This window comes from Streptomyces caniferus (genome assembly GCF_009811555.1).
GTDB classification, from domain to species: Bacteria; Actinomycetota; Actinomycetes; order Streptomycetales; family Streptomycetaceae; genus Streptomyces; species Streptomyces caniferus.
This window is the reverse complement of the sequence record NZ_BLIN01000007.1, coordinates 57,700-80,804: the sequence shown is the minus strand read 5'-3', so window position 1 is coordinate 80,804 and position 23,105 is coordinate 57,700. Positions and strand designations below refer to the sequence as shown.

The window sequence follows — 23,105 nt, the reverse complement described above, 5'->3', positions numbered from 1 at the left end:
TCATCTGCCCGAATCCACGAAAGGATCACTGATCGCATGAGCCGCAGCATCACCCTGCTCTGCTGGAACTTCGAGGCCAACGGCGGCGCTGACTCCAACAAGCGCAAGGAGGCCAACCGGCTCCTCGCTTCACTCCATCCGGACCTGCTCTTTCGGCAGGAGATGTGGGGAGCCGATGCCAAGGGCAAGGCCGTGATGGAGTCCATGGAGGAGGACTTGGCCCTGCGTGGCTGGCTGGGGCCCTCCTCCCATACCGCCGTCTTTGCCGCCACGTCTCTGTTCAGCCCCGTGTGCGGGTGGCCGGACAGGGATGAAGAGACCATCTGGAAGATGCCACCGACCGTCCGGGGCCTGCGATTCCGTCCCGCAGGACCTGACGCGGTACCCCTGGTCTGCGCCTCCTACCACCACAACTACGCCTCCCCGACGCAACGGCACGCCGAAGCGGACTGGGCGACAACCTTCGCCGACAAGACGTGGACCACCCCCACCGGGATGGACGTCAAACTGCCCGTGCTGATGGGCGGAGACCACAACTCCTACCCCGTACCCGGCGCGGATGGGGATCTTCCGCTGCCGGTCCTGGAAGAGATCCGTGACCGGCGACACCGGGTCCATCGCTCCTGTATCGGTCCTGACGGGACCAGGCGGATGTGCACCTGCTCGGACGAGACCCTGCGCACCGCAGGGCTGGAAGACGTGGCACGCCACGTCGCCTCTCGCAGCGGCAACACCCACTCCCTGGCTCGAACGGTCACCGGCTGTGAGACGCACGGGCCGGACGCGCGCATCGACCGCATCTACGCCTCGGAGGTACTCCTGCCCGCGGTGTCGGATGTCGACGTGATCGAGGTTCCGCTGGACATGTCGGATCACCACATCGTCCGTGCCCGACTCGACGGAGACCGGCTCGCGGACATCCTCCGCCAGGAGGCGCACACCCCCCAGGACGCGGGCGTCGCATGACGACGGTCAGAGGCCCCTCGTCGCCGCCGGCGGAATCGACGCCTCGACTCCTCCGCGTGCCGTCGAATGGCCGGCACTCGCGAGGGACCAGACCGGCACCCCTACCCCTGGGTGCCCGGCGCTGCGGGCCGACCCGCCACTACCTGCCCTGAAGCGGGCCGGCCCGCAGCGACAACACAACGGCGTAACCACAACCCCGATTTGGAGTTATCCGATGTGCCAGCATCAGCCACCGTGCCCGTCGCCCGACGCTACTGATCGGGAGGCCGCGCACCTGGTGGCGCACCACCCGGAACAGGGCTGGAGCCTGCTGTGCAACGGCGTCCTGCTCTTCGAGGACACCGGTGAGCTGCTGCCGGACGGACAGGTCATCGCCCCGGCGCGGTGCCGGGCGAAGGCGGCGGCCTGATGCCCACGAGCGTAGCGGAGGTCATCCTCGCGCCCAGGGAGCGGCATGTCCTCGAGGGCCTGGCCGACGGCAGCATGCTCGCCGCGGTTGCGCTGCGCCTCCAGATCCGGGAGGGCACAGCTTCGGGTTACCTCAAGCTCGCCAAGTGGAAGCTGTACGGCGTGAGCGAGTCGGCTGCTGCACTCGCCGTCACCTACGCCACCAAGGCCATCGACCGGCCTCAGCTGTTGGATCCCGAGTTGCTATACCTGTCCCGCGAACAGTGTGCACTCGTGCCCCTCATCGCCCAGGAGATGACGGCGGCGCAGATGGCCACAGCTTTGAAGCGGGAGGTCTGCAGCATCCGCCGGGACGGCCGCGAGCTGCTGATGAACCTGCGCGCGCGGAACCGCGCTCACGCCATCACGCGGGCGTGGCAGTACCAAATCCTCACCGCTGGTCAGGTGATCGAATGGCTGCGCTGACCTCAGTGCTAGGCCGCCATTTCCTGCCGTATCCGGTCGAGCGCCTGAACCGCCTGGCCGCGCACGTCGGGAAGCCGGTCGCCGGCGGTCCGTACGATCCGTTGCAACTGGTGGGGCAGCCGCTGAACTACTGCCTCGGTCATCGCGGTGTTCAGCGATTCGGTCGCCCCGCCCCGGTCGTTCGCAAGGAGCCGTACGTGGGCGACAGTGATCAGTTCGATCACTCTCCATTGCGGTGCGACGGTCGTCGTCGAGCCAGGTCCATGGTCGACCAGCCGTATGGCGACGTCCGCGCGCCCCGTGCTCACGAGGCCGCGCAGGCGGATCTCGTGCAGCGCGTAAGGGTTGAAGAGCGACGTGTGTCCTGCGCTTTCGATCAGACCGTCGGCTTCTTGCATCACGCTGTCGAAGAGCTGGGCATCGCCGAGTTCGCCTGCGGCTCGGGCCAACAGCGGCAGTACCTCCGCACGGGTTTCGCGGTCCGGCGCCAGGGCCGCTGCGTGGCGCAGCCGGTCCACCGCGGCGCCCCGGATGTGGGCCTTGCGCAGTTCGTTTCCGTGCATGCGCAGGGCGTAGCTGCTGAAGGTGGGATCGTTGAAGTGGGCGGCGATGCTCAGGCTCTTGGCGGTCCAGTGGGCGGCGGTGGCCAGTCGCTCCTCGGGAAGAACGTTTCCGAGCGCGACGCCGAGGCCGACCCGGGCGTGGGCGAGCAGGCGCAGGACCTCGCGTTCGGCGTGCCCGTCTGCGAGGCGCGCTTCGAGGCGGGCGACCAGCGGCCACAGTTCGGCGACGGCTTCGGAGGCGTGACCGCTCTGGCGGGCGATCTCGGCGAGGCGGACCGTGGATTGTCCGAACTGGACCATTGCCCGGTGATCGGTGTCAGCCGGATCGGTGACGCCCAGGATGTGCGGGGGCAGTCGCAGTTGCTCGGCGACGCGGCGCAGGGAGCCGACGTCGCCCAGGGTCTTCTTTCGGAGTTCGAGGGCCGAGATGTAGGTCTTGTCGTAGCCGAGAAGGTTTCCCAGCTCGGTCTGGTTCAGGCCGTGGACGGTTCGGTGGAAGCGCAGGATCGCGCCGAGATCGCCGCTGTTCAGGATGGTGCGGGCCTGCGGGGTGGCCCAGTGCCACACCACATGCTGGGCCGAGGGACGGGACGCCGGCAGACGTTCGGGGGCGGCCACTGCCTGTTACATCCGCCCGTACCAGGTGGCGATGGACTGCTTGTAGCCCTCGGGCATGGTGAGTCCCGGGACCTCGGCTGCGGTGAACACTCCGATCTGCTTGTGCTCGTGGCTGACCACCGGGTCCGCTTCCGGTGTGAGGACCGTGCAGCCGTAGGTGATGATCACGACGCGTCGTTCGGGGTGGGTCTGCGGAAGCGGCTGGTAGATCCAGGTGTCCAGCAGCGGCCCCGCCTTGACCATCCAGCCGGACTCTTCCTGCAGTTCGCGCTCGACCGTGCACTCGGGGCTTGGGTCTGCTGCCTCCAGCCGGCCGCCGGGCAGCTCCCACTCCTCACGCTCATTCTTCAGCAGCAGCACCCGGCCGCGCACATCCAGGGCGACACCTTTGACGGAAACGGGCCAGGTGGGGGGCGTGTACGTCATGAGTTTCCTCGCAGTGCAGGGCAGTGCCGGAGTGTTCGGACCGTAGCACGGTGCGTTCAACGCTCACTGCTCTTGGGTGATTTGCCGGAGTCGACAATCAGTCGCTTTACCTTCTGCGCCTCCGATCTCGACAGTGAAGCCACTGACCGCCGACGAAGGAGTCACACGATGCGCCCCGGTGATCTGTTTGCAGCGCACTTCCTCAATCACAAAGCCCCGGGCGCATCGGCCCAGATCGCCGAGCAACTGAGCAAGGATGGTCTGGTCACTGTCGCCGGGCTCGCCACTCGCGACGCGGTACGGGCCTTCGCCTCCCGCATCATGACCATCTCCGTGCACCGCGACAGTGACTCCGATGGGCTGACCACCATCCGCGACACCCCGCGCCACGCCGGCCGGCCCGGGTTCGCCGGCCTTGGCAACGGAGAGCTCGACCCACATACGGAACGGTCCGGCCTCCCCCATCCTCCGCGTCTGATGCTGCTGGTCTGCGCCCAGCCCGCCGACCGAGGAGGCGAATGCCTGCTCACCGACGGACGTAGCGTGCACGCCGACTTGCTGCATCACAAAGGTGGTGAAGCTGCTGATGCCCTGTCCCTGCCGAGGACGGCGTACTTCGGCGCCGGAGACGGACATGCCGCCCAGGTCCTCAGCCCTCACAGCGGCGGACGGATGGCCATACGGCTGCGGTTCGATGCTCTCGCCCGATGGAGCCCCATGGTCCAGCCGCACCTGCCCGACCTCAAGGCGGCAGCTCTTCGCTACCAACAGCCCCTTCCCCTGAAGCCGGGCCAGGGATATCTCCTCGACAACGAGCGATGGCTGCACGCCCGTACAGCATTTGTCGGTGACCGCGTGCACTGGCGGGCCCTGGGCAACCCGCGCTTCGACCTCGGTCACGGTTTCGCGCCTGCCCTGTACGCACCCCAGCCCCCCGCGCGTGTGGAGGCCATGTCATGAGCGCGACGCTGTCGGGGACTCGAGTCCCGAGGAATGCCGTGGGGGCGCACAAAACAGGTGGTCACGTGACTGCCCTGACCCGGGTGGTCCCCGACAAGGCCGCGATGCTGCCGCTCGTCGAGACGGTCCTCAGTTGGGACCTGAACCGCGGAAGCCTGCCGGAGGTCGACGTCAGCCTGGACCTGGTGAAGGCGTTCACCGCCTATGGGCGAGTCCTCGAAGGCGAGCTCGCCGCTGTGTGCCGCCGGTTGCCGGCCGACTCGGATCTCCGCTGCGGGCCGCAGGCGACGCTCAGCGAAGCCGCCCGGCGTCTCTACATGCCGCCTCCTGGCTGTTCGGAGCGCGGGGCCGCCCACAGAGCGCAGAACCTCGCGCGCCTGATCCAAGCCCTGCTCCGTGGCACCGGCAGCGCCGCCCCTGCCCCAGCCGACGAGGGCACCGTTTGAACGCGAAGCAAGAGACGCCTCAGCGCACCGGCCTGCCCGAAGACTGGTTCCGCCGCGCCACCGAGGCCCTGTCCGTAGGCCCGTGACCACAGACCGCCCGCCGCCGTCGGTGCGTGACGGTCCGATTGGTGGGCGGGTGCACCACCCGGCAGCCGGACCCGCGCCAGGGCTCGGTGCCGGACGAAGTGTGCGGGGAGGAGTTCCCCTCCACTGGCTCCTCCCCACACGCCTGGCCTGAAGAGAGGAAAGAGCAGCAGTGACTTCCGGGACTGTCCTTCAGCCGAACTCCGAAGGCCGTCCTGCCGGTTCGCGCAGTTGTGCGCCAAAGCTCCTGGGCCCGGTCGGGTCCAGGCACCTTGCACATTCAGCCACTACCAAGGAGGCAAGCATGACCGCCGTTCACACAGAGAAGCCGGTCGCTCCCGTGCAGCCGACCCTCGACATCCTCGACGATGTCGACCCGTTCGGGCTCGACATCGCCTTCATCGAGGGCACGCCGGCGAGCGAGACGGTCCTGATGTGCACCACGGGCGACACCTGCGGCAGCTCCTGTCCCAGCGCCTGCACCACCTCGTAAGCCGGGACAGCTCGGCAGTGCTGGCCGGACTGGACCTGCCCGTCCGGCCAGCACCCCGCCTACCAAGAACGGAGTGGTGATGACACGCGTGCGACACAGCCTGTACCAGTGTGCCGGGCAAGGGATGCTGCGCGCTGCGGTGAACCTCGCCGCCCCGGCCATGCCGTCCTGGCCGGGGCGAGCGGCCCCGCTTGAAGAGTGGCGTTCGTGGCTGAGCACAGTGTGGGGCGACGGCCCCTTCCGACAGGCGGTGTCCAGCGCCAGCCCGGATCTGGCCCTCCAGGTGCAGAGGATCCTAGACGGCCGGTTCCCAAAGCTGCGCCGTGTGCGCCGGGCGGCACTGGCCACGGCCCGATACGCGATCCGGTACGAGCGCCGCTCCACCCCGTACGGCTACTTCGCCGGCGTCACGCTGATCGAGTTCGGCGACACGGCGAAGGTCCACTTCGGCCACCGCCACCAGGCCGTCACCCGTCCCGACCCGGTGGCGCTCGATGAGGCGATCAGCGCATGGGAGACGGACGGCACGCGGATGGCCGACGTCGACGTACGCGTCAATACCCTTGCCCAGCAGCGCGAGGGACACATCTACGTGCCGTCCGAGGGCGAGGCCGAGTTCCGCCTCGCGCTGAGCAGCCCCGCCCTCAGGTTCGTCCTCAACGCAGCGCGCTCCCCCATCCGCTACTCACTCCTGGCGGACAAGCTCGCCGCCGAGTTCCCGGCCACCTCCGAACGCAGCCGCGTCAAGCTGCTCGGAGAGCTGCTTCGGGTGCGGCTGCTGCGCTCGTCGCTGCGCGCACCCGCCACCGTCATCGACCCCACCGACCCGTTACCGCCCGCTCTGCTCGCGCAGGTGCGGGACCGCTCGGCGGCCACCGATTTACGGCTGGACGCCACGGTGGTGCTGCCGCGGGAAGTCCTGACCGAGGCGGAGACCGCTGCGACCGTCCTTGCCCGGCTCGCCACGCACCCGAACGGCGCTCCGGCCTGGCGCCGCTGGGTCGAATGGTTCACGGAGCGCTACGGCGAGCACACCGCGGTGCCGGTGGAGGTGGCGACAGACCCCGAGAGAGGTGTGGGCTTCCCCGACGGGTTCGTCAAGGTGGTCGAGCCTCCCCGCCCGATGTCCCGACGCGACCGGCTCCTGCTGGAGCTGGCCGGAACCGCAGCGGTCGAAGGCACCCGCTCCGTGGCCCTGACCGGCGCGGTGATCGAGGAGCTGGAAGCGGCCGGGGAAAAGCCCAACCTCACCGCGCCTCACCTCGAATTGGCCGCTCAGGTACATGCCCGCTCGGTCCAGGCTCTGGAGCGAGGAAACTTTCGGCTCCGCGTGGTCACCGTCTCCCGCTCGGCCGGCTCGATGTCGGGACGGTTCTGGCACCTGCTCCCGGATACGGGGGCGATGTACACGGATCTGCCCACGGTCGAGCCCGGCGCCGAGTTGGCCCAGCTTTCCTTCCACGCCGGGCGCGTCCCGGCCGACCTCCTCACCCGCACCCCGCGAGTGCTGCCCCGGGTCGTCAGCGTCGGCGAGTTCCGCCACCCTGGCGACGGTGTGCTGTTCCCCTCCGACCTGGCTGTCAGAGTCCGCGACGGCCGCCCCTGCCTGGTTGAGATCGCCACCGGCACGCACCTGGAACTATTGGCTCCGACCGCGATCAACTTCCTCTGGAACAACTACACACCCCCGATGGCTCGGTTCCTCGGCGAGATCAGCCGGGCCACCGCACCTCAGGTGACCTGGTTCGACTGGGGCGCGGCATGGACACTGCCCTTCACCCCGGCACTCACCTACCGGCGCTCCATCCTCGCGGCCGCGCGGTGGAAGGTGCGGACTCGGGATCTGCCCGGCCGTACCGCACCTATCGAGGAATGGGCCGAGCAACTGCACGCCTGGCGAGGCCGTTTCCGGGTGCCGGAGCGCGTGCTGCTGGCCGAGGACGATCAGCAACTCCCTCTCGATCTGAGCCAGGACATGCACCTGGACCTGCTGCGCGCTCACCTGGACGCCAGCCCCATCGGCGTCGCAACCCTGCACGAGGCACCGCCGCCCGACGGCGATGGCTGGATCGGTGGCCGGGCCCACAGCCTCGTCCTTCCCCTGGCGGCACGTTCATGACGAGTACGGGGTTCCCACCCCGCACGCAGGATCTCTCCGAGGGCGCTCTTGGGATGGCGTTGTTGGACATCGAGCTCGGCGACCTGTCCACTGTGCGGCGCCACCTCACGCAAGCCGTCGCACACGGCGTGAGCGCCGGAGGCAACGCGTCTCTGTTCCACGGAGCCCCCGCGCTGGAGTTCGTGCTTGCCCGCACCGGGCATGCCGGCCGCCACGTCCGCGGAGTCGTCGACCGCGTCGTGGATGCCCGGCTGGCCGCAGCACGGCGACGACAGGCGTCCGGGGCTCTGCCCAACCTCGCGGAATGGGACCTCATCCGCGGCCTGGCCGGTCTGGGCGCGCTTCTCCTGACCCGCGGAGCACCCTCCGCCCGGCTGACGGACGTGCTGGCCTACCTCGTTTCCCTGTCACGGCCGGTCCGCATCGCGGGCCGGGAGCTGCCGGGATGGTGGTCCGCGGTCGGGCCCGCAGGTGAGGAGATGGCCGGCGGGCACGGCAACAACGGCATGGCGCACGGCGTCGCCGGTCCCCTGACGGTGCTCTCTCTCGCTGCCCGACGCGACGTCCAGGTGCCGGGGCAGCGCGAGGCGATCGAGGTGTTCGCGCGCTGGCTGGACAGGTTCGGCGGGTGCTACTGGACTACCCGCGCCCAACTGGACGCTGCCGAGCCGCCCGAGCCGGAGACCGCCCGCCAGTCATGGTGCTACGGCCGGCCCGGCATCGCCCGCGCCCAACAGCTCGCCGCGCTTGCCCTGGGCGACCCGGTCCGACGCCATGCTGCAGAGGACACCGTCGCACGCACGCTGACCGACCGCTTCCACCTCGCTCGGATCACCGACGCCACGCTGTGCCACGGCTGGGCCGGTCTGGTAACGCTCGCCCGCGCCGTTGCCGCTGACAGCCCCGCCCCCGAACGTTTCACCCCCGCGATCGGCGACCTGCAACAGCGCCTGGCCGCAGACCTCGATCGGCTGCCCAAGCCCGGCTTCATGGAGGGCCGCAGCGGCGCGCAGCTCGCCCTCATCGGCACGAACGCCACGGACTGGACCAGCGCTCTGCTGATCACCTGACCCGCACCGATCCCACCGACAAGGAGCGCCCACGCGTATGGACTTCGACGACGAGAACCTTCCGATCACCCTGGACACGACCTGGTGGCACGCCAGTGTGGCCTTCCCCGGCGGCTCGGTGAGCCCCGAAGCCGCCCAGGTCCTGTCGGCCGCGCTGCACGACCAGCGCTTCCACTTCCTGCGCAAGGACTCAGGGCTGCGGCTGCGCACCGAGCGCCCCTCTGCCGCCGTGCTGGACAGCCTCGTCGCCGAACAGCAGGCCACCGGTTGGGTCGGCGGCGTCTACGAGCCGGAGACCGATGCTTTCGGCGGGCCCGAGGGCATGGACGTCGCACATGACGTGTTCTGCGCCGACAGCCGCAGCGCCCTGCCCGAGAACGGAAGCCCCGGCACCCGCGAGCGCTGCGTGATGTTGCTGTCCGCCATGATTCGCGAAGCCGGCCTGGACCCGTTCGAGGCCGGAGACGTCTGGTCCCAGCTCGCCGCCCTGCGGCCCCCCGTCGCTCCGCCCACCGGGACCGCGCTCGACCGCTCAGTCTCGGCTATGCGGCGTCTGATGAACGCGGACGCCGGCCGTCGGCCGGACGCTGAACCGGGCTGGGCCGAGCGCGTCGCCGCCTTCAAGGACGCAGGCCGTCGCCTGCGTCAGCTCGCCGCTGATGGACGACTGATACGTGGTCTGCGCGCCGTCCTCGCCCATCACGCGATCTTCGCGTTCAACCGCGCCGGCGTGCCTGCCACCGTGCAGGCCGCCACTGCGTGGTTGGGCCGCCAAGTCGCCTTCTCCACAGGGGAAGGCGCTGACGCGTCTACCCGCCGGTCCACTTTTGCGGACCCTAACCTCGCTCGAATGGAGACCACCGTGACAGCCGTCACTGACCCCGCCGAACTGCGCGAATCCCTGGCGAACCGCCTCGTCGACAGCGGCCACCTGCGCACCCCCAGCACCATCGATGCCTTCCGTACCACCGACCGCCACCAGTTCCTGCCCGGCGTCGACATCGAGTCGGCGTACAAGGAGGACGCGGTCCCCATCAAGCACGACGAGCACGGCGAGATGATCTCCTGCATCTCCGCGCCCTCCATCGTCGCCACCCAGCTCGAACAGTTGGGTGCGCAGCCCGGCCACAAGGTCCTGGAGGCCGGAGCCGCCACCGGCTACAACGCCCGCCTGCTGGGCAAGCTCGTCGGCCCCAGCGGGCACGTGTGGACCCTGGACGTCGACCAGGACCTCGTCGCAGGTGCCCAGAAGAACCTCGCCCAGGCCGGGGCTACCAACGTCACCGCCATGCTGGCCGACGGCGCCGCCGGACTTCCCGAGCACGCCCCGTACGACCGCATCCAGTTCACCGTCGGTGCGGGCGACCTCCCCGTGAAGATCTTCGACCAGCTCGCCCCCGGCGGACGCCTGGTCCTGCCCATGCGGATTCGCGGCAGCATCAGCCGGAGCTTTGCCTTCGAGCGGGACGGCGACAACTGGAAGACCGTCTCCTGCGAGATGGCCACCTTCATTCCCCTGCGCAAGGGCGTCTGCGACGACATCTACACCCTCGTGCCCATGGCCGGCGAGGGCAACGTCCGGCTGGAGACCTTCAGCGAGCAGAACGTGGACCACGACGCGATCCGCACCGTCCTGGACCAGCCGCAGACCAAGATCTACACCGGCGTCAAGTTCCGCCAGGGCGACCCGTGGGAGTGGCTGTACCTGTACCTGGCCTGTGTGCTGCCCAATGGCCTGTCGCGCCTGCCCGGCGCTCGCCCCGGCTTCACCCCGCACTTCGGCTGGGGCTCCATGGCCGCGCTCGACTGCGACTCCCTGGCCTATCTGACCATCCGCGAAGGGGAGGACGACGAGGGCCGGTTCTGGGAGATCGGCGTACTCGGCCACGGCTCCCGAGGCGACGCGCTCGCCGAACAGGTCGTGAGCGAGATCCGCGACTGGGATGCAGGCTGGGGCAACACCGGGCCGGAGCCCGCCTTCCGCATGGCGGTTGGGGACGCCCGCGACAAGCTCGCGGCGGCCGACCCGCGCTTCATCATCGACAAGACGTACGGCCGTCTCGTCGTCGACTGGCCGCGCAAGGGCTGAGCCGATGCTCCCCGCGATGGCCAGCCGCATCCCTCTGGTCTGCCGCTCGAAGGCGCCGGCGCTCCCGCTGGACGACCGCATCACCCACCTCAACGCGCTGTCCATCGCACCCGCAGGCGCGAGCCACCACGACCTGGTGGCACGTGCCTGCGGGGTCCTCAACTATGCCGCGCTGATCGCCTCCGACGTAGGGATGCCCGCCCTGGCAGCCGACCTGTGCTGGAGACAGCACCAAGTCTTCGCGGCCGCCGGGCGCCTGACGGGCGATGTCGCTGTGATGTCGTTGATGCCCCTTATCAATGTCTCCCGGTTGCTGACCCGCGAGGGCGACGGCGAAGCCGCCTACAACGTCCTTGCCCGCCTCTACCGCGCCGCCCAGAAGCGCGGGGCAGCCGAGATCCACGGACGCACCGTCGACCTGTGGGCACTGACCGACACGGACGCGAACCACCGCAAGGTCTGCCAGGAACTGTGGGTCACCGTGCTCGTCGACGGCGCCCGCGCCCTGGCACGGATCGGCCGCTGGACCGAGGCCGCCGACATCATGGCCAAGCACCGCGGCATCGGAAGACGCCTCCTCGACGGCCGCCAACTCCAGATCATGGCGCTGATGGAACGCGGCCTCGACCAACAGGCTCGCGACACGATCGACACCACCGTCCCCACGGAACCGTGGGAGCACGCCATCGCGGCCCTCCTGCGTCTCCACTGCCGGCCCGCGGTCTCGCCCGCGCCGCAGCAGGAGTTGGACCTCGCTCTGCAAGGGGCAGCCGCACTGATAGCTACGCCCGACCCCTCGACAGCAGCTTTCCAGACCAGAGCCGGACTGACCGCGCTCGATCTGGCCCATGACCGAACCAGCCCCCACACGCCCCCGCTGCAGGATGCCGTGGCGAACGTGGCCATTCTCGACGCCTACTCCGCTCGCGACGTCCTGAACCACTCCGTAACCCGTCCCCACCTGACCAGCACCCAGATGCAGAAACTTGGCGCCGTGCTCACCGCCTCAGGGCTCGGCACAGGGCAACTCTCAACAACCCACATGCAGACCCTCACTGAGGCCGTAGACAAAGCGGAAGTCGACCTCCGCGGTCTTCTGCGACCGTCCCGCAGACAATCCGTCCGGCCGACACTGCGCCAAGCGATCACCACCCACCTGCGCCGCACACCCGCCGCCTACGAATCATCCGCATCCGAAGGGCCGGCACCGCCCAACGGACTGCCCCATGACGACTCCCGTTTGAGATCAACCCACGACCGCCACCCAGGAGCATGACGTGAAACACCCCGCCCGCCAGGGCAGCGGCACCGCCAGCGCCACTGCCCTCCGGGCGATGCCCGCACACCCCTCCCGGACTTGCATCGACCAAGGCGACGCAAGCCCACGAAGGAGTGAAACGCACCGTTCGAGTGCCGGCCTGCATCCACAACCAAAGCCGCGCCCACCTTCCGCCACCGAATAGAACGTGCATCCACTAACTGCCCCCTCTTCACCCGTTACGGGGAGCAGGACGGGCCGTTCTTTAGAGCGCCTGTGCCCACCAACGCTCGTTCTGGAGGAGCCATGAACCCTGTGCAGGTCGACGCACATCAGCCCATTCGATTCGAACGGTGGCGGCCCGCGGCCGTAGCGGCGGGCCTCCCCAGTCACGTGATTGACGCCTCTTCCCAACGTGCTCTCCACTCATCCCGTCCGGATACGTGGTGGTGGGTATGAAGCTGCGGATCGATGTGACCCGCTTAGCCCGGGCTGTGAGGCGCGACCGCGACGGAGGCATCCGCATGAAGCGCCGGCAGGCAGACGCGGACGGCGTCTCAGCGGCGGAACGCGAGCTGTTCGGGGGACGGCTGCGCTGGGACCAGGCGTTCATTGGGCATGAAGGTGCGGTCGCCCGTATGCGGTTCGGGCAGATGGCCGCAGCGCTGCCGCGCATGGTCGGTGTCGTGTTACGGGCCGGATGGACCGCAGACCGAAGGGCACTGATCGGCCTGGTGGTCTCGCAAATCGCACAGGGTGTGACGGCCGCGCTCGGCCTGGTGGCCGTCAACGGTGTGCTCAACCAGTTGTTCGCGGACGGCCCGACCGGAGACAAGCTGCGGCAGTCAGTGCCTGCGCTGCTGGTGCTGGCGGTCGTCGCCGTGGGGACGGCCCTGCTATCGGCCTGGTCGACAGCGATGTCCGGACGGCTGGAACCGCAGGTCGAGCGGGCCGTCTCCACCCAGTACTACCGTGCCCTCGCACGGGTGGAGGTCGAGGCTACTGAACAGCCGGACGTGCAGCGGCACTTGGAGGCCGGGAAGTTCGGCACCGACTCCGCCAGGCGGATGCTCGGCCTGTCCGTGGGCGCCTCCGGCGTCGTGATCGGCATGGTGGCCGCGGCCGTCGTGCTGGCCTCGCTGCACTGGGCTCTCCTTCCGATGCTGCTGGCCATCGCCCTTCCCAAGGGCTGGGGAGCTGTGCGGTCCGCCCGGCGCGAATACATCTCGCGACTGCACTGGGTCGACCACCGCCGGGCAGTGTCCACCCTGTTGCAGTACCTGACGATGCCGCACGCGGCGGGCGAGATCCGGGTGCACGCGGCCTCCGCGCTGCTGCTGCGCGGGTACAGCGAGATGTCGGGGCTGATGGAAACCGAGCAGCGGCGCCTGGCCCGGGCCCAGGCTCGCACGGACCTCGTCGCCGGCGCGTTCTCCGGTGTGGCGTCTCTGGGCTGCTACGGGGTGCTGTGGTGGCTGCTGACCAGCGGCGGACTTCCGCTGGCGGTCGGTGGCACCGCCGTGGTCGCGATCCGCAACTCCACCGCCCAGCTCACCTCCCTCGTGCAGCAAGTCAACCGCATGTACGAGGAGATGCTGCAGCTCGGCGACACCGAGGTAGCCACCGAGCTGGCAGCGAAACACGCCATCCCGACGACGGGTGCACCGCTCCCCTCCCCCGTGCGGGCGATTCAGGTCCAGGACCTCTCCTTCATCTACCCAGGGGCGACGACGCCCTCGCTGCGCGAGGTGAGCGTCACCGTGCGCCGGGGCGAGGTGACGGCGCTGGTGGGCGCGAACGGCTCCGGCAAGACCACGCTGGCCAAGCTCCTGGCCGGGCTGCTGCTGCCCAGCAACGGAGAGCTGTGGTGGGAGGGGGCGAACGGGGAACGGGTGGAGGTACGCGAGGCCGACCGGGCCCAGGTCTTCGGCTCCATCGGGCTGTTGGCGCAGGACTTTCCGCACTGGCAGATGACGGCCGCCGCGAACATCGCCGTCGGTGCCGGGGACCGCCCACGGGACATGGCCCAGGTCAAGGCCGCTGCACAGGCCGCCGACGTGGGCGACCTGATCGAGGGCTTGGAGCACGGATGGGACTCCATCGTCTTCAAGGGCTATGAACGCGGCGTGCAGCTCTCAGGCGGACAGTGGCAGAAGCTGGGCAACGCACGCAGCCGCTACCGCGACGCGCCGTTCCTCCTGGTGGATGAACCCACTTCCGCCCTCGACCCGCACGCCGAGATCGAAGCGTTCGAGCGCCTGCGGTCCATGGCCGGCAACGGCACCGGGGTCGTGCTGATCACCCACCGTCTCGCCGCGACCACCACCGCCGACCACATCTACGTCCTCGACGACGGGCGCATCGCCGAACACGGCACACACGACCAGCTCATGACCGCCGGTGGCCTTTACCACGGCATGTTCCAAGCGCAGGCCGCCCAGTACGGAATCGCCCTTCCCCCGGCAGACGGACTCCCCGCACCTCGGCGCGAAGACACGCGTGAGCACAAGAGAGCCCGGTGAGCACTGCTCACAGAACCCCGCCGAACACCCTCCCCAGGCGGCGCTCCAGCGCCGAACTTCCCCTCCTGTCGATTCCGAGGTGATGACATGCCGCCCAGCCGCTCCCTCATCCGCAGCACCGTCGAGGCGTATCTCGAACGCCACCCGGACGAGCGTTCCGGTCTTGACGCTCTCCTGACGGCTCTCGACCGCCCTGCCGACCCGACCAGTCGCACTACCCTCCCCGGCCACGTGACCTGTGGCGCCATCCTGATCGACGACACCGGCCGGGTGCTGCACATCCATCACCGTGCCAGCGGGAAGGTCCTCGCCCCTGGCGGCCACACCGAGCCCGGCGATGAGACGCTCGCCGCGGCGGCCCTGCGCGAACTGCACGAAGAGGCCGGCATCCCACCACACGCCGTATCCGCCTGGCCCGGGTACGCCGGTGTGCCCTTGGACATCGATGTGCACGACATCGACGCCAGTCCGGCGAAGAACGAATCGGCCCACCAGCACTACGACCTGCGCTTCCCCTTCCGCCTCGTCGAGCGCGAGGCGGCCATCACCCTCCAAGCCGAAGAAGTCTCCGGGTGGGAGTGGCGCTCCCTGGACCGCGTCACCTCGCCCACGCTGCGCGAAAAGCTGCTCAAGCTCGGCTCCTCCGCCCCCGTAGCCGAGCCAGTGAATGCCTCGGCCCTGATCCACAACGACGCCGGACAGTACCTCCTTCACCTGCGTGATGACGTTCCCGGCATCTGGGAACCGGGAGCCTGGTCGCTCCTGGGAGGCGGCCGTGAAGCGCAGGACCGGTCGCTGGAAGAGACCGTCCGCAGGGAACTGCGGGAAGAAGCCGGCCTCGATCTGCCGGACTTGGAGCCGTTCGCCGTCGAGGAAGCGCGCAGCGACGACGGCGCAACGATCTCCATCGCCATCTACTCGGGCCGCTGGAACGGCGCCCCTGCCGACCTCACCCTGACCGAAGGCGTGATGCTGGCGTGGTTCGACCCGGAGGTCCTCCCCCGGCTGCGGATCAGCCCCTCAACCGTCGATCTGGTGAAGCGCCACGCTGCACGTGCAGGCGGGGCCGCCGGCCTGGCATCAGGCGGGTCCGGGCTCGCGGGGACGCCCCGTCCACCGACCACGCAGGTACCCGCGCCGAGCGGGACCGTTCTGAACGTCATCGGCGTCCACCTCTACCTGGAGGACACCGAAGGGCGAGTGCTGCTCGGGCTGCGCCACCCCGACTCGGCCTACGCCGCCTCCATGCACCACTTCCTCGCGGGCCACTGCGAGCGCGAAAGCGCCGTGACCTGCCTCGTGCGGGAGGCTCAGGAGGAAGCCGGGCTGGTGATCGACCCCGGAGACGTCGAACTCGCCCACGTGGTCCACCTCGTGGACGCCCCCGGCTACACCCCGCGGATGGGATTGGTCTTCCGGGCCCGGTCCTGGTCCGGGACTCCCGAGATCCGGGAGCCCGACAAATGCATCGGCTGGCGCTTCTGGAATCCCGAAGAGCTCCCCGAGCCGGTCGTTCCGTATACCAGAGCAGCCATCAACGGCATCCGCGCAGGCCGCCTCTACACGGAGATGGGCTGGTCATGACCGCTGAGACGAGCCAAGGAGCGAACCGAACGGGCACGCAAGGCGACGCGCTACCACGGCAGAGCCCGGCCGACCGGGGCAGGCGGCCCAGGACCGGCCCCGCAGGTGAAGCAGCGGCTGCTCGGACGGCGATGATCGCCCAGCTGGAGGCAGCCGGTGCCCTCGGCGCCGGCCCGGTGCGTGAGGCCCTGCTCGCGCTACCGCGCGAGGTGCTGATGCCGCAGGCGTACGTGAGGCGTAGCGCGCTCGATGAACGTCCGCCGCGCTGGGACCTGCTGGACTGGTCGAAGCCGGGTGACCGTGAGGAGCTGCTCGCGGTGCTGTATAGCGGCGAGAGCGTGCCGATCCAGCACAACGCAGAATCCCTCCTGGGCCGGACCGGCCGTGCCCGGTCGGGCGGGGTGATCACGTCCATGTCGACCGTGATGAGTCTGACCGCCTCGTTGCTGCAGGAGCTGGACTTGCGGCCCGGACATCGGGTACTCGACATCGGCACCGGAGCCGCGGTGACCGCAGCGGTGGCCTGTCACATCTGCGGGGACACCGGCGTGGTCACCCTCGACCGAGATCAGCACATCGCGGTAGCCGCGCAGGCTCGATTGGGGGCCCTGGGGTACCGGCCCGCCGTGGTGAGCGGCAGCGGGGAGGACGGCTGGCCGGAGCGCGCCCCGTACGACCGGATCTTCGTCTCGTTCGCCCTCCCCTGCGTGCCGGGAGCGTTGGTGGATCAACTCGCCCCAGGAGGGCGGATGCTGATGCACATCACGACGACGTCGCCGTCGTGGCCCGCGCTGGCGGTGATCTCCCGGTGCCCGGACGGGCGGGTCAGCTCGCACCTGCGGGCGGTGGAGTTCGCCCACCGGGCGGGGCACGGCCGGAAGCAGATCTTCCTGTCCGCAGCGTTCCGCGAGCGCATCACAGCGCGGTCCGCCGGTAGCGCGGAGGCCCGGGCCTTCCGATCCGCTGGGGTTCCGCCGTCGGATGAGGCCCGCGGCTTCTGGCTCGCGCTGGACGCCCTGCACCCGGGCCTGGTGCGGCACAGGGGGGTCGACGACCTCGTAATCGGCGCGCCCGGCTGCGGTTCCTGGATGGCCGCCCGCCCGGACAAAACCGGCACATGGGCGGTCACAGCCAGTGGCCCGCGGGACATCTGGGCCGAGATCCGCGAGACGACCGTCCGGTGGCGGGTCGCCGGAGAGCCGGAGGTCTACCGGCTCGAACTTGAGCCCGACGGCGAACAGTGGGTGAGCGCCGGCCGCGGGCAGGGCGCCTTGACCTGGCGGTTGCCCACGCCGCACACCGTCACCGAGGAGGCAACGCAATGACCCACATCACCACAGGAGACGAGCCTATGAGCATGAGGGCCGACAGCACCCTGCGGTCCGGCGGGTGCCTGTGCCGGAGGATCCGCTTCACCATCACTGGCCAGGCCGACTATCCCCACACCTGCAGTTGCACGCACTGCCAGAGGCTGTCGGGCGGCCCGATGATGTCCTGGGTCTCCTTCCCTCTGAGCGGCCTGACCTGGACCGGGGAGGGCGGCGCACCGGTCTGGCACTACACCTGGCCGGACTCCCGGCGTGGCTTCTGCCCGGGCTGCGGCAGCCAGCTGTGCGCTCTCGACGACGGGACCAACAGCATCGCGATCACCCTCTCGGCACTCGATGACGCGTCCGGCCTCGTGCCGGTCAACCAGAGCTTCCGCGAGGACGCCGTCTCCTGGCTGCCCCCGGTTCCAGATGCCCAGCACAGCAGCGTCACCTGACCTCGCACCGAGCGTCCATTCGACTCCAGCTGCGGCAAAGGCCCCGCAACTGCCCCTCTGTCCAAGTCCGGACCGCCTGTGCTCGCGATCAGCGATCTGCGACCCCGTCGGACGCGGTGCCCGAACAGCCCACGACCGGCCCGAGCAGTCCGCGGCAGCCCGACCTGCTCGGGCGGTCCGGCCGCACCTGGCACACCTTCGTGCCATCCATCGCGTGTGAACCGCCGTACACCACCGCTGACAAGGAGCGACCCTGTGTCATACGACCGAGCCGATTGGTCTCAGCACTACAAGGATGGTCGCGGGTTTCGACCACTCCGTAACTCGGAAAGGTCCCTGCTCGCCCGGCACGCGCCCGCCCCGGACGACGGGCGGGCTCTGGAGCTGGGCTGCGGCACCGGTGAGCTAGCCGCCTTCCTCACCGAACTCGGCTACACCGTCGATGCCGTCGACTTCGCCGAAGGTGCCCTGGCCCGTGCCCGGAAGGAGCGCGCAGGCGCCGAGCGGGTGCGGTGGCTGTGCCTGGACATCGAGCACGACGATCCGGCAGAGCTGAGCGACGGCGGCTACGACCTGATCACCCTGCGCCTGGTGTTCCCCTTCCTGCACGATCGCACCCGGGTCCTGCACCGCCTCGCCGCGCGCCTGCGGACGGGCGGCGCACTGGTGGTGATCACTCCTGTGGTGGCGACCACGCCGGAGGAGCGACGACTCATCGCGATGGACGAGGAGGAGATCGCTCTGCTAGCGGAGGGATGGTCACAGGTGGAGCGGTTCGAGGCGGAGGGCCTGGCGGTCCTGGTGCTGCGCGGTCCCACCGGGGACTTCGCCGCGGTGGAGAAGGGCCGGCCGGAGCCGCAGTCCGTCGTAGGGGTGTGTGCGGTGGTCACCGACGACTGCGGGCGCGTGCTGCTCGGCCGGTCGACGCGGGGGATGTGGGAGCTGCCCGGCGGGCGCGTCGAGGCCGGCGAGTCCTTCCAGGCGGCAGCGGTGCGGGAGCTGGCCGAGGAGACCGGCCTGACGGCCGACATCGGCGACGCCCACCTGCTGACCATCCTCCACGACGACCGTGCGGACGTCCGGCGCCTGTCCGCAGTGGTGCGCATCAGTGTGTGGGGCGGAACGCTCGGCCTGCCCGAACCGCACCGTTTCCGGCGGTGGGAGTGGCACGACCTGCACGCCCTGACCGACCTCGGAGCCCTCTTCACACCCACCGCCCACGCACTGGAAGCGGTGTGGCCCGGCGTCCTGCCCAGCCTGCCGCCGGTGCACTCCTACCCGCATGCGATCGCGCCCCCGGCTGTCGGCGGCGAACCGGCCGAAGCCATCCGTCGGCGGCAGGAGATGACCGAGCACGTCATCGCCGGAGGCTGGGCTCCCTCCGCCACAGTGGAAGACGCGTTGAGGACGGTGCCGCGGCACCGGTTCACCCCGGAAAGCCCGTTGCGGATCGCCTACGACGACGACCTTGCCGTCGTCACCAGCCGGGACGAGACGGGGACGGCGGTCAGTTCGGTGAGCGCGGCCTGGCTGCAAGCCGACATGATCGAGAAGCTGCGCCTGGAGCCGGGGATGATGGTGTTCGAGGCCGGTTCCGGCGGCTACAACGCCGAGCTGATCGCCCACGTCGTCGCCCCGGCCGGGCGCGTGGTCACCGTGGACCTCGACCCGTACGTCGTCCAGCGCACCCAGCGGTTCACCGCAGAGGCCGGCCGCGGACAGGTAACGGTGCTGCTCGGCGACGGCAGCCAGGGCGCGCCCGGGCACGTGCCGCGCGGTGGCTTCGACGGCAGCATGATCACCCACAACTGCTGGGACATCTCCCCAGCTTGGCGAGAGCAGCTGGCCGAGGGCCGCTATCTGGTGCTGCCGCTGGAGATCCACGGCTACACCCGCGCCATCGCGCTCCAGCGGCACGGAGACGTGCTGCACGCACGGGAGTGGACCTACTGCGGGTTCGTCCGCGATCGCGGCGCCGCCGCCCGCAGCACCCCGATCACCAACGTGGCCGGGGGCGAACTCCAGCTGTGCCACGAGGACGGCACGCCCCCGGATCCCGCCGGCCTGGAGGACGCGTTGCGAGGTCCGCGACATGAGCTGCCCACCGGCGTCACCGTTGCGGGGATGGAGTCCTTCGAGACCCTGCAGCTCTATGCGGCCACCACCCTGCCGGGGTTCTGCCGGCTGGCCGACGCCCGGGACACTGCTCTGGCCGACCTCCCGCGCGGCGCGGACGCCGCCGCCACCGTGGCGGACGGCTCACTGGCCTACCTCACTCACGTCCTGGTCAAGGACGGAGAGACGCCTGAAGAGCGCCGCTCCGAGTTCATCGTCCACTCCGTCGGCCCGGCCGGGCCGTCCCTGGCGGAGCAGATGGCCGCCTGCGTACGGTCCTGGGACCAGCACGTGCGCGGGACCGGCTACCCGCAGATGACCGTGCACCCCGCGGGCACTCCCGACCACGAACTCCCCACCGGGCACATCCTGGACAAGACCTCCTCCCGCCTGGTCTTCCAGTGGCCGGGCCAGCACCCTGACGAGCAGGCCACGCTCGAAGCAGCGGTCTTCGCAGAGGCGGGAGGCGGCCGATGACCTCGAGGACGGAGCCGGCGACGCCGCCGTCGGCAGGGCCCGGCCCGGTGGAGAAGGACACCTGGGAGACGATTGGGCGTCTTGCCCGTCGCTTCGACGCCCACGACGACGCACGCGGCCTGGATCAAGCAGAGCAGTGGACCTTGCAGGTGCTGAAGATCTCCGAGGAGACCGGGGAAACCTCCCAAGCCGTCATCGGTGCCCGCGGCACCAACCCCCGCAAGGGCGACAGCCACACCTGGCAGGACGTCCACGCCGAGGTCGCAGACGTCATCATCACGGGCATGGTCGCCCTCGCGCGCATGCGCCCCGACGACGCGGAGCAGTATCTCGGACGTCAACTGGCGGCGAAGGCCGCCAAGTTCCTTCTCGCTGTGTCGGCTGCCGACCGTCCGTCCCCTGGGGAGACAGCATGAGCGGCACGTGGCTGCCTCCCGAGCAGTACATCGCGACCTTGCCCAAAGCCACCGTCTACGGGTGTCTTTTCGTCACGGACGAGGCATACCGCCCGCTCCAACTGCGTGCTGCTCGCACCCCTGACCTGTGGCAGTGGCCCGGCGGCAACATGGACCCGGACGAAACGCCCTGGCAGTGCGCGCTCCGCGAATGCCTCGAAGAAACGGGCTTAGCTCTCGCTGTCGAACCGCAGCTGCTGGCCGTGCACTTCCTGCCCCCGCTCGGGCAGTGGACCACCCACAAGATCGGATTCATCTTCGACGGCGGCCGGCTAACCAGGAAACAGATCGACAGAATCGTCCTGGACCCGGACGAACACACTGAGGTCGCCGTCAAGTCACTGGACGTCTGGAAGAAGGAGATGTCCACGCCCTCCTTCGCCCGACTCCAGGCGGTCGCCCGCGCCCGCCACACCCGATCGGTCTGCTACCTGGAGCAGACAGCCCTGCCATAGCCCGAAGGGGAGCGGAGCCTCTCCGCTCCCCTGGCGCGATCAGCGTCCCTCTACCGAAGGAGCATCAGTGGACACCTCCGCCAGCAGCACCTCGGCTGCCGCACCGGGACAACCAGAGATGTCACACGAGGAATACGCACGCTCACGGCATTCGGTCTGGCTCGGCGCGGCGGCGTTGTTCACCGACGAGATCGGCCGTGTCCTGCTGGTCAAGCCGACCTACCGCACGCAGTGGCTGCTGCCGGGCGGCTGCGTAGAAGCAGGCGAAGGCCCCGATGAGACCTGTCGGCGTGAAGTCCAGGAGGAGCTCGGCCTGTCGATGCCACTGGGACGGCTTCTGGCCGTGCACTGGCTCGCCCCCGGGCACCCGGACCGCACCGAGGGAATGCCCTTTCCCGGCGAGGTCCGCTACGTGATGGACGGCGGAACTCTCACCCCGCGGGACATCGCCAGGATGCGTCTGCCCGAGGACGAGCTGAGCGGATACGAGTTCCTCGACGCGCGGGCGGCGGCCGAGCGGATGGTCCCGGTCGACGCACAGATCCTGCTGGCCGCGCTGCGCGCCCGCCTGGCCGGCATCACCGCCCACCTCAGCGGAGGCCGGCACGTCGGCCCCGTTCCGCCCCTGGACCGGTACCAGGTGCACACCCGGCCCCGGGCCGGACGCGACTGGCCCTGGCATCCCGGCCGCGCCCCAGAAGACCTCCCCATCCGGCAGGCGTGGGGCTGGCTGTTCGCCCCCGACGGCCGGGTAGTGCTGGTCATCGACCCGGAAGATCCGTTGGCCATGCTGCCCGGCGGCACCGTTGAACCCACCGACGCCTCGCCGGAAGCCGCCTTGGTACGCGAGGCCGCAGAGGAAGCGCAACTGACCCTCGGCGAGGTGGAGCGGCTGGGCTGGGTCTACGACGCCACCGGGGAGGTCTACGGAGGGATCGGCGAGTGCGCCCGACTGCGGCTGGTCGCGCCAATCGTCGGGGCCGGGCCTTCCTTGGTTGATCCGGCAACCGGGCGACGGTTCGCCCGGTTGCTGGCCACCCCCCATCAGGCCGCCGCCCTCCTGGGCTGGGGCGAGCAGGGCTATCAGCAAGCGGAGCAGGCGGCACGAATCGCCAGGACGCGATGGGGGATCCCGCTCACCGCGCCGTCACCGATCACGGAACTCCCCCCGAAGGGCGGTCTGTCCTGAGCGCACGTACCGCACCACCCGTTGGTCCTGAACCGGCTGACGCAGGCAGATTCGCCCTGCCGCGGACCCTGATCCCCCGACGTCGCCTTAGGGGTCGCAGCAGCCCGGCGACCGCTCATCTTCGCTTGCCCGACCGTCCCACAGCAGCCCTCAGTGCAGTCAAGGACTGCCGGCACGGCGCCCACCGAGGCCCACGGAGGCACCATGTTCAAAGGAATCCGCACCGTCATGATCTTCTCCGAGGACCCCGAAAAGTCTGCCCGATGGTGGTCACACGTCCTCGACACCCCCGTACACCGCGACGTCGCCGGCACCAACGTCTATACCTGGCTCGACGTCGCCGGCATCGAGATGGGCTTTCACATGCTCGACGAGCAGCGCAACAAGCGCGGCGGCAGTCCCGTGCCGTACTGGTCCGTCGACCACCTAGAAACTGCACGCGAGATGCTGCTCGGCGCCGGGTGCACTCACCACCGCGGGCCCCTCGACGTAGGGGACGGCACAGGTCGCAGGATCGCACAGCTTGTCGACCCGTTCGGCAACATCATCGGAATCGACGGCTACTGAGAAACCAGGCA

21 protein-coding genes are annotated in these 23,105 nt (G+C 69.6%); 19 read left to right on the top strand and 2 right to left on the bottom strand.

Going from position 1 to position 23,105, the window contains the following annotated elements:
- Positions 1-36 precede the first annotated feature (36 nt).
- The 3 genes from Scani_RS38485 (at position 37) to Scani_RS38475 (ending at position 1,839) form a co-directional block, all read left to right on the top strand.
- Positions 37-966, top strand: a complete 930-nt coding sequence (locus tag Scani_RS38485) for an exonuclease/endonuclease/phosphatase family protein (RefSeq protein WP_159482680.1) — start codon at positions 37-39, stop codon at positions 964-966.
- Between the two features lie 214 nt (positions 967-1,180).
- Complete coding sequence (locus Scani_RS38480; RefSeq protein ID WP_159482679.1) at positions 1,181-1,375, top strand: DUF5999 family protein; 195 nt, start codon at positions 1,181-1,183, stop codon at positions 1,373-1,375.
- The gene (locus Scani_RS38475; RefSeq protein WP_246296506.1) at positions 1,375-1,839 is read left to right on the top strand and encodes a helix-turn-helix domain-containing protein; all 465 of its coding nucleotides are present in this window, start codon (positions 1,375-1,377) and stop codon (positions 1,837-1,839) included. Before Scani_RS38480 ends, Scani_RS38475 begins: the two co-directional genes overlap by 1 nt.
- Before the next feature lie 8 nt (positions 1,840-1,847).
- Here the strand turns inward: Scani_RS38475 and Scani_RS40325 are convergent, their stop codons facing one another.
- Together Scani_RS40325 and Scani_RS38465 are read right to left on the bottom strand one after the other, a co-directional pair.
- Positions 1,848-3,020: a helix-turn-helix domain-containing protein gene (locus Scani_RS40325; protein ID WP_174872853.1), complete on the bottom strand. Its 1,173-nt coding sequence runs from the start codon at positions 3,018-3,020 to the stop codon at positions 1,848-1,850.
- Between the two features lie 6 nt (positions 3,021-3,026).
- A complete protein-coding gene (locus tag Scani_RS38465) occupies positions 3,027-3,446 on the bottom strand; it encodes an NUDIX hydrolase (protein WP_159482678.1) in 420 nt (139 codons plus the stop codon).
- A 168-nt stretch (positions 3,447-3,614) separates the two neighbouring features.
- On the opposite strand from Scani_RS38465, the gene Scani_RS42285 reads away from it, so the two are divergent.
- From Scani_RS42285 to Scani_RS38385, 16 genes are all read left to right on the top strand, one after another.
- Entirely contained in the window at positions 3,615-4,406 is a 792-nt protein-coding gene (locus tag Scani_RS42285; protein WP_159482677.1) for a TauD/TfdA family dioxygenase, read from the top strand.
- Positions 4,407-4,471: 65 nt separating this feature from the next.
- Positions 4,472-4,852: a DUF6415 family natural product biosynthesis protein gene (locus Scani_RS38455; RefSeq protein ID WP_159482676.1), complete on the top strand. Its 381-nt coding sequence runs from the start codon at positions 4,472-4,474 to the stop codon at positions 4,850-4,852.
- Positions 4,853-5,240: 388 nt separating this feature from the next.
- On the top strand, positions 5,241-5,429 hold the full coding sequence (locus Scani_RS38450; RefSeq protein ID WP_159482675.1) for an FxLD family lanthipeptide: 189 nt from the start codon (positions 5,241-5,243) through the stop codon (positions 5,427-5,429).
- 160 nt (positions 5,430-5,589) lie between these two features.
- On the top strand, positions 5,590-7,548 hold the full coding sequence (locus Scani_RS38445) for a lantibiotic dehydratase family protein (RefSeq protein WP_246296530.1): 1,959 nt from the start codon (positions 5,590-5,592) through the stop codon (positions 7,546-7,548).
- Complete coding sequence (locus Scani_RS38440) at positions 7,545-8,618, top strand: lanthionine synthetase LanC family protein (RefSeq protein ID WP_159482674.1); 1,074 nt, start codon at positions 7,545-7,547, stop codon at positions 8,616-8,618. The genes Scani_RS38445 and Scani_RS38440 overlap by 4 nt, the downstream gene beginning before the upstream one ends.
- Before the next feature lie 37 nt (positions 8,619-8,655).
- A complete protein-coding gene (gene fxlM, locus Scani_RS38435; protein WP_159482673.1) occupies positions 8,656-10,707 on the top strand; it encodes a methyltransferase, FxLD system in 2,052 nt (683 codons plus the stop codon).
- Between the two features lie 16 nt (positions 10,708-10,723).
- Entirely contained in the window at positions 10,724-11,983 is a 1,260-nt protein-coding gene (locus Scani_RS38430) for a hypothetical protein (protein ID WP_218039247.1), read from the top strand.
- 506 nt (positions 11,984-12,489) lie between these two features.
- On the top strand, positions 12,490-14,487 hold the full coding sequence (locus Scani_RS38425) for an ATP-binding cassette domain-containing protein (protein WP_159482672.1): 1,998 nt from the start codon (positions 12,490-12,492) through the stop codon (positions 14,485-14,487).
- Between the two features lie 87 nt (positions 14,488-14,574).
- On the top strand, positions 14,575-16,071 hold the full coding sequence (locus tag Scani_RS38420; protein WP_159482671.1) for an NUDIX domain-containing protein: 1,497 nt from the start codon (positions 14,575-14,577) through the stop codon (positions 16,069-16,071).
- 131 nt (positions 16,072-16,202) lie between these two features.
- On the top strand, positions 16,203-17,396 hold the full coding sequence (locus Scani_RS38415) for a methyltransferase domain-containing protein (protein ID WP_159482670.1): 1,194 nt from the start codon (positions 16,203-16,205) through the stop codon (positions 17,394-17,396).
- 26 nt (positions 17,397-17,422) lie between these two features.
- Entirely contained in the window at positions 17,423-17,836 is a 414-nt protein-coding gene (locus Scani_RS38410; protein ID WP_159482669.1) for a GFA family protein, read from the top strand.
- Positions 17,837-18,091: 255 nt separating this feature from the next.
- Positions 18,092-20,428, top strand: coding sequence for a methyltransferase, FxLD system (gene fxlM / locus Scani_RS38405; protein ID WP_159482668.1), 2,337 nt, complete (start codon positions 18,092-18,094; stop codon positions 20,426-20,428).
- Complete coding sequence (locus tag Scani_RS38400) at positions 20,425-20,844, top strand: MazG-like family protein (RefSeq protein WP_246296503.1); 420 nt, start codon at positions 20,425-20,427, stop codon at positions 20,842-20,844. Before fxlM (Scani_RS38405) ends, Scani_RS38400 begins: the two co-directional genes overlap by 4 nt.
- Positions 20,841-21,338, top strand: coding sequence for an NUDIX domain-containing protein (locus Scani_RS38395; RefSeq protein WP_159482667.1), 498 nt, complete (start codon positions 20,841-20,843; stop codon positions 21,336-21,338). Before Scani_RS38400 ends, Scani_RS38395 begins: the two co-directional genes overlap by 4 nt.
- A 67-nt stretch (positions 21,339-21,405) precedes the next feature.
- Positions 21,406-22,527, top strand: coding sequence for an NUDIX hydrolase (locus tag Scani_RS38390; protein WP_246296502.1), 1,122 nt, complete (start codon positions 21,406-21,408; stop codon positions 22,525-22,527).
- Positions 22,528-22,731: 204 nt separating this feature from the next.
- Positions 22,732-23,094, top strand: a complete 363-nt coding sequence (locus Scani_RS38385) for a VOC family protein (protein WP_159482666.1) — start codon at positions 22,732-22,734, stop codon at positions 23,092-23,094.
- Positions 23,095-23,105: the final 11 nt, after the last annotated feature.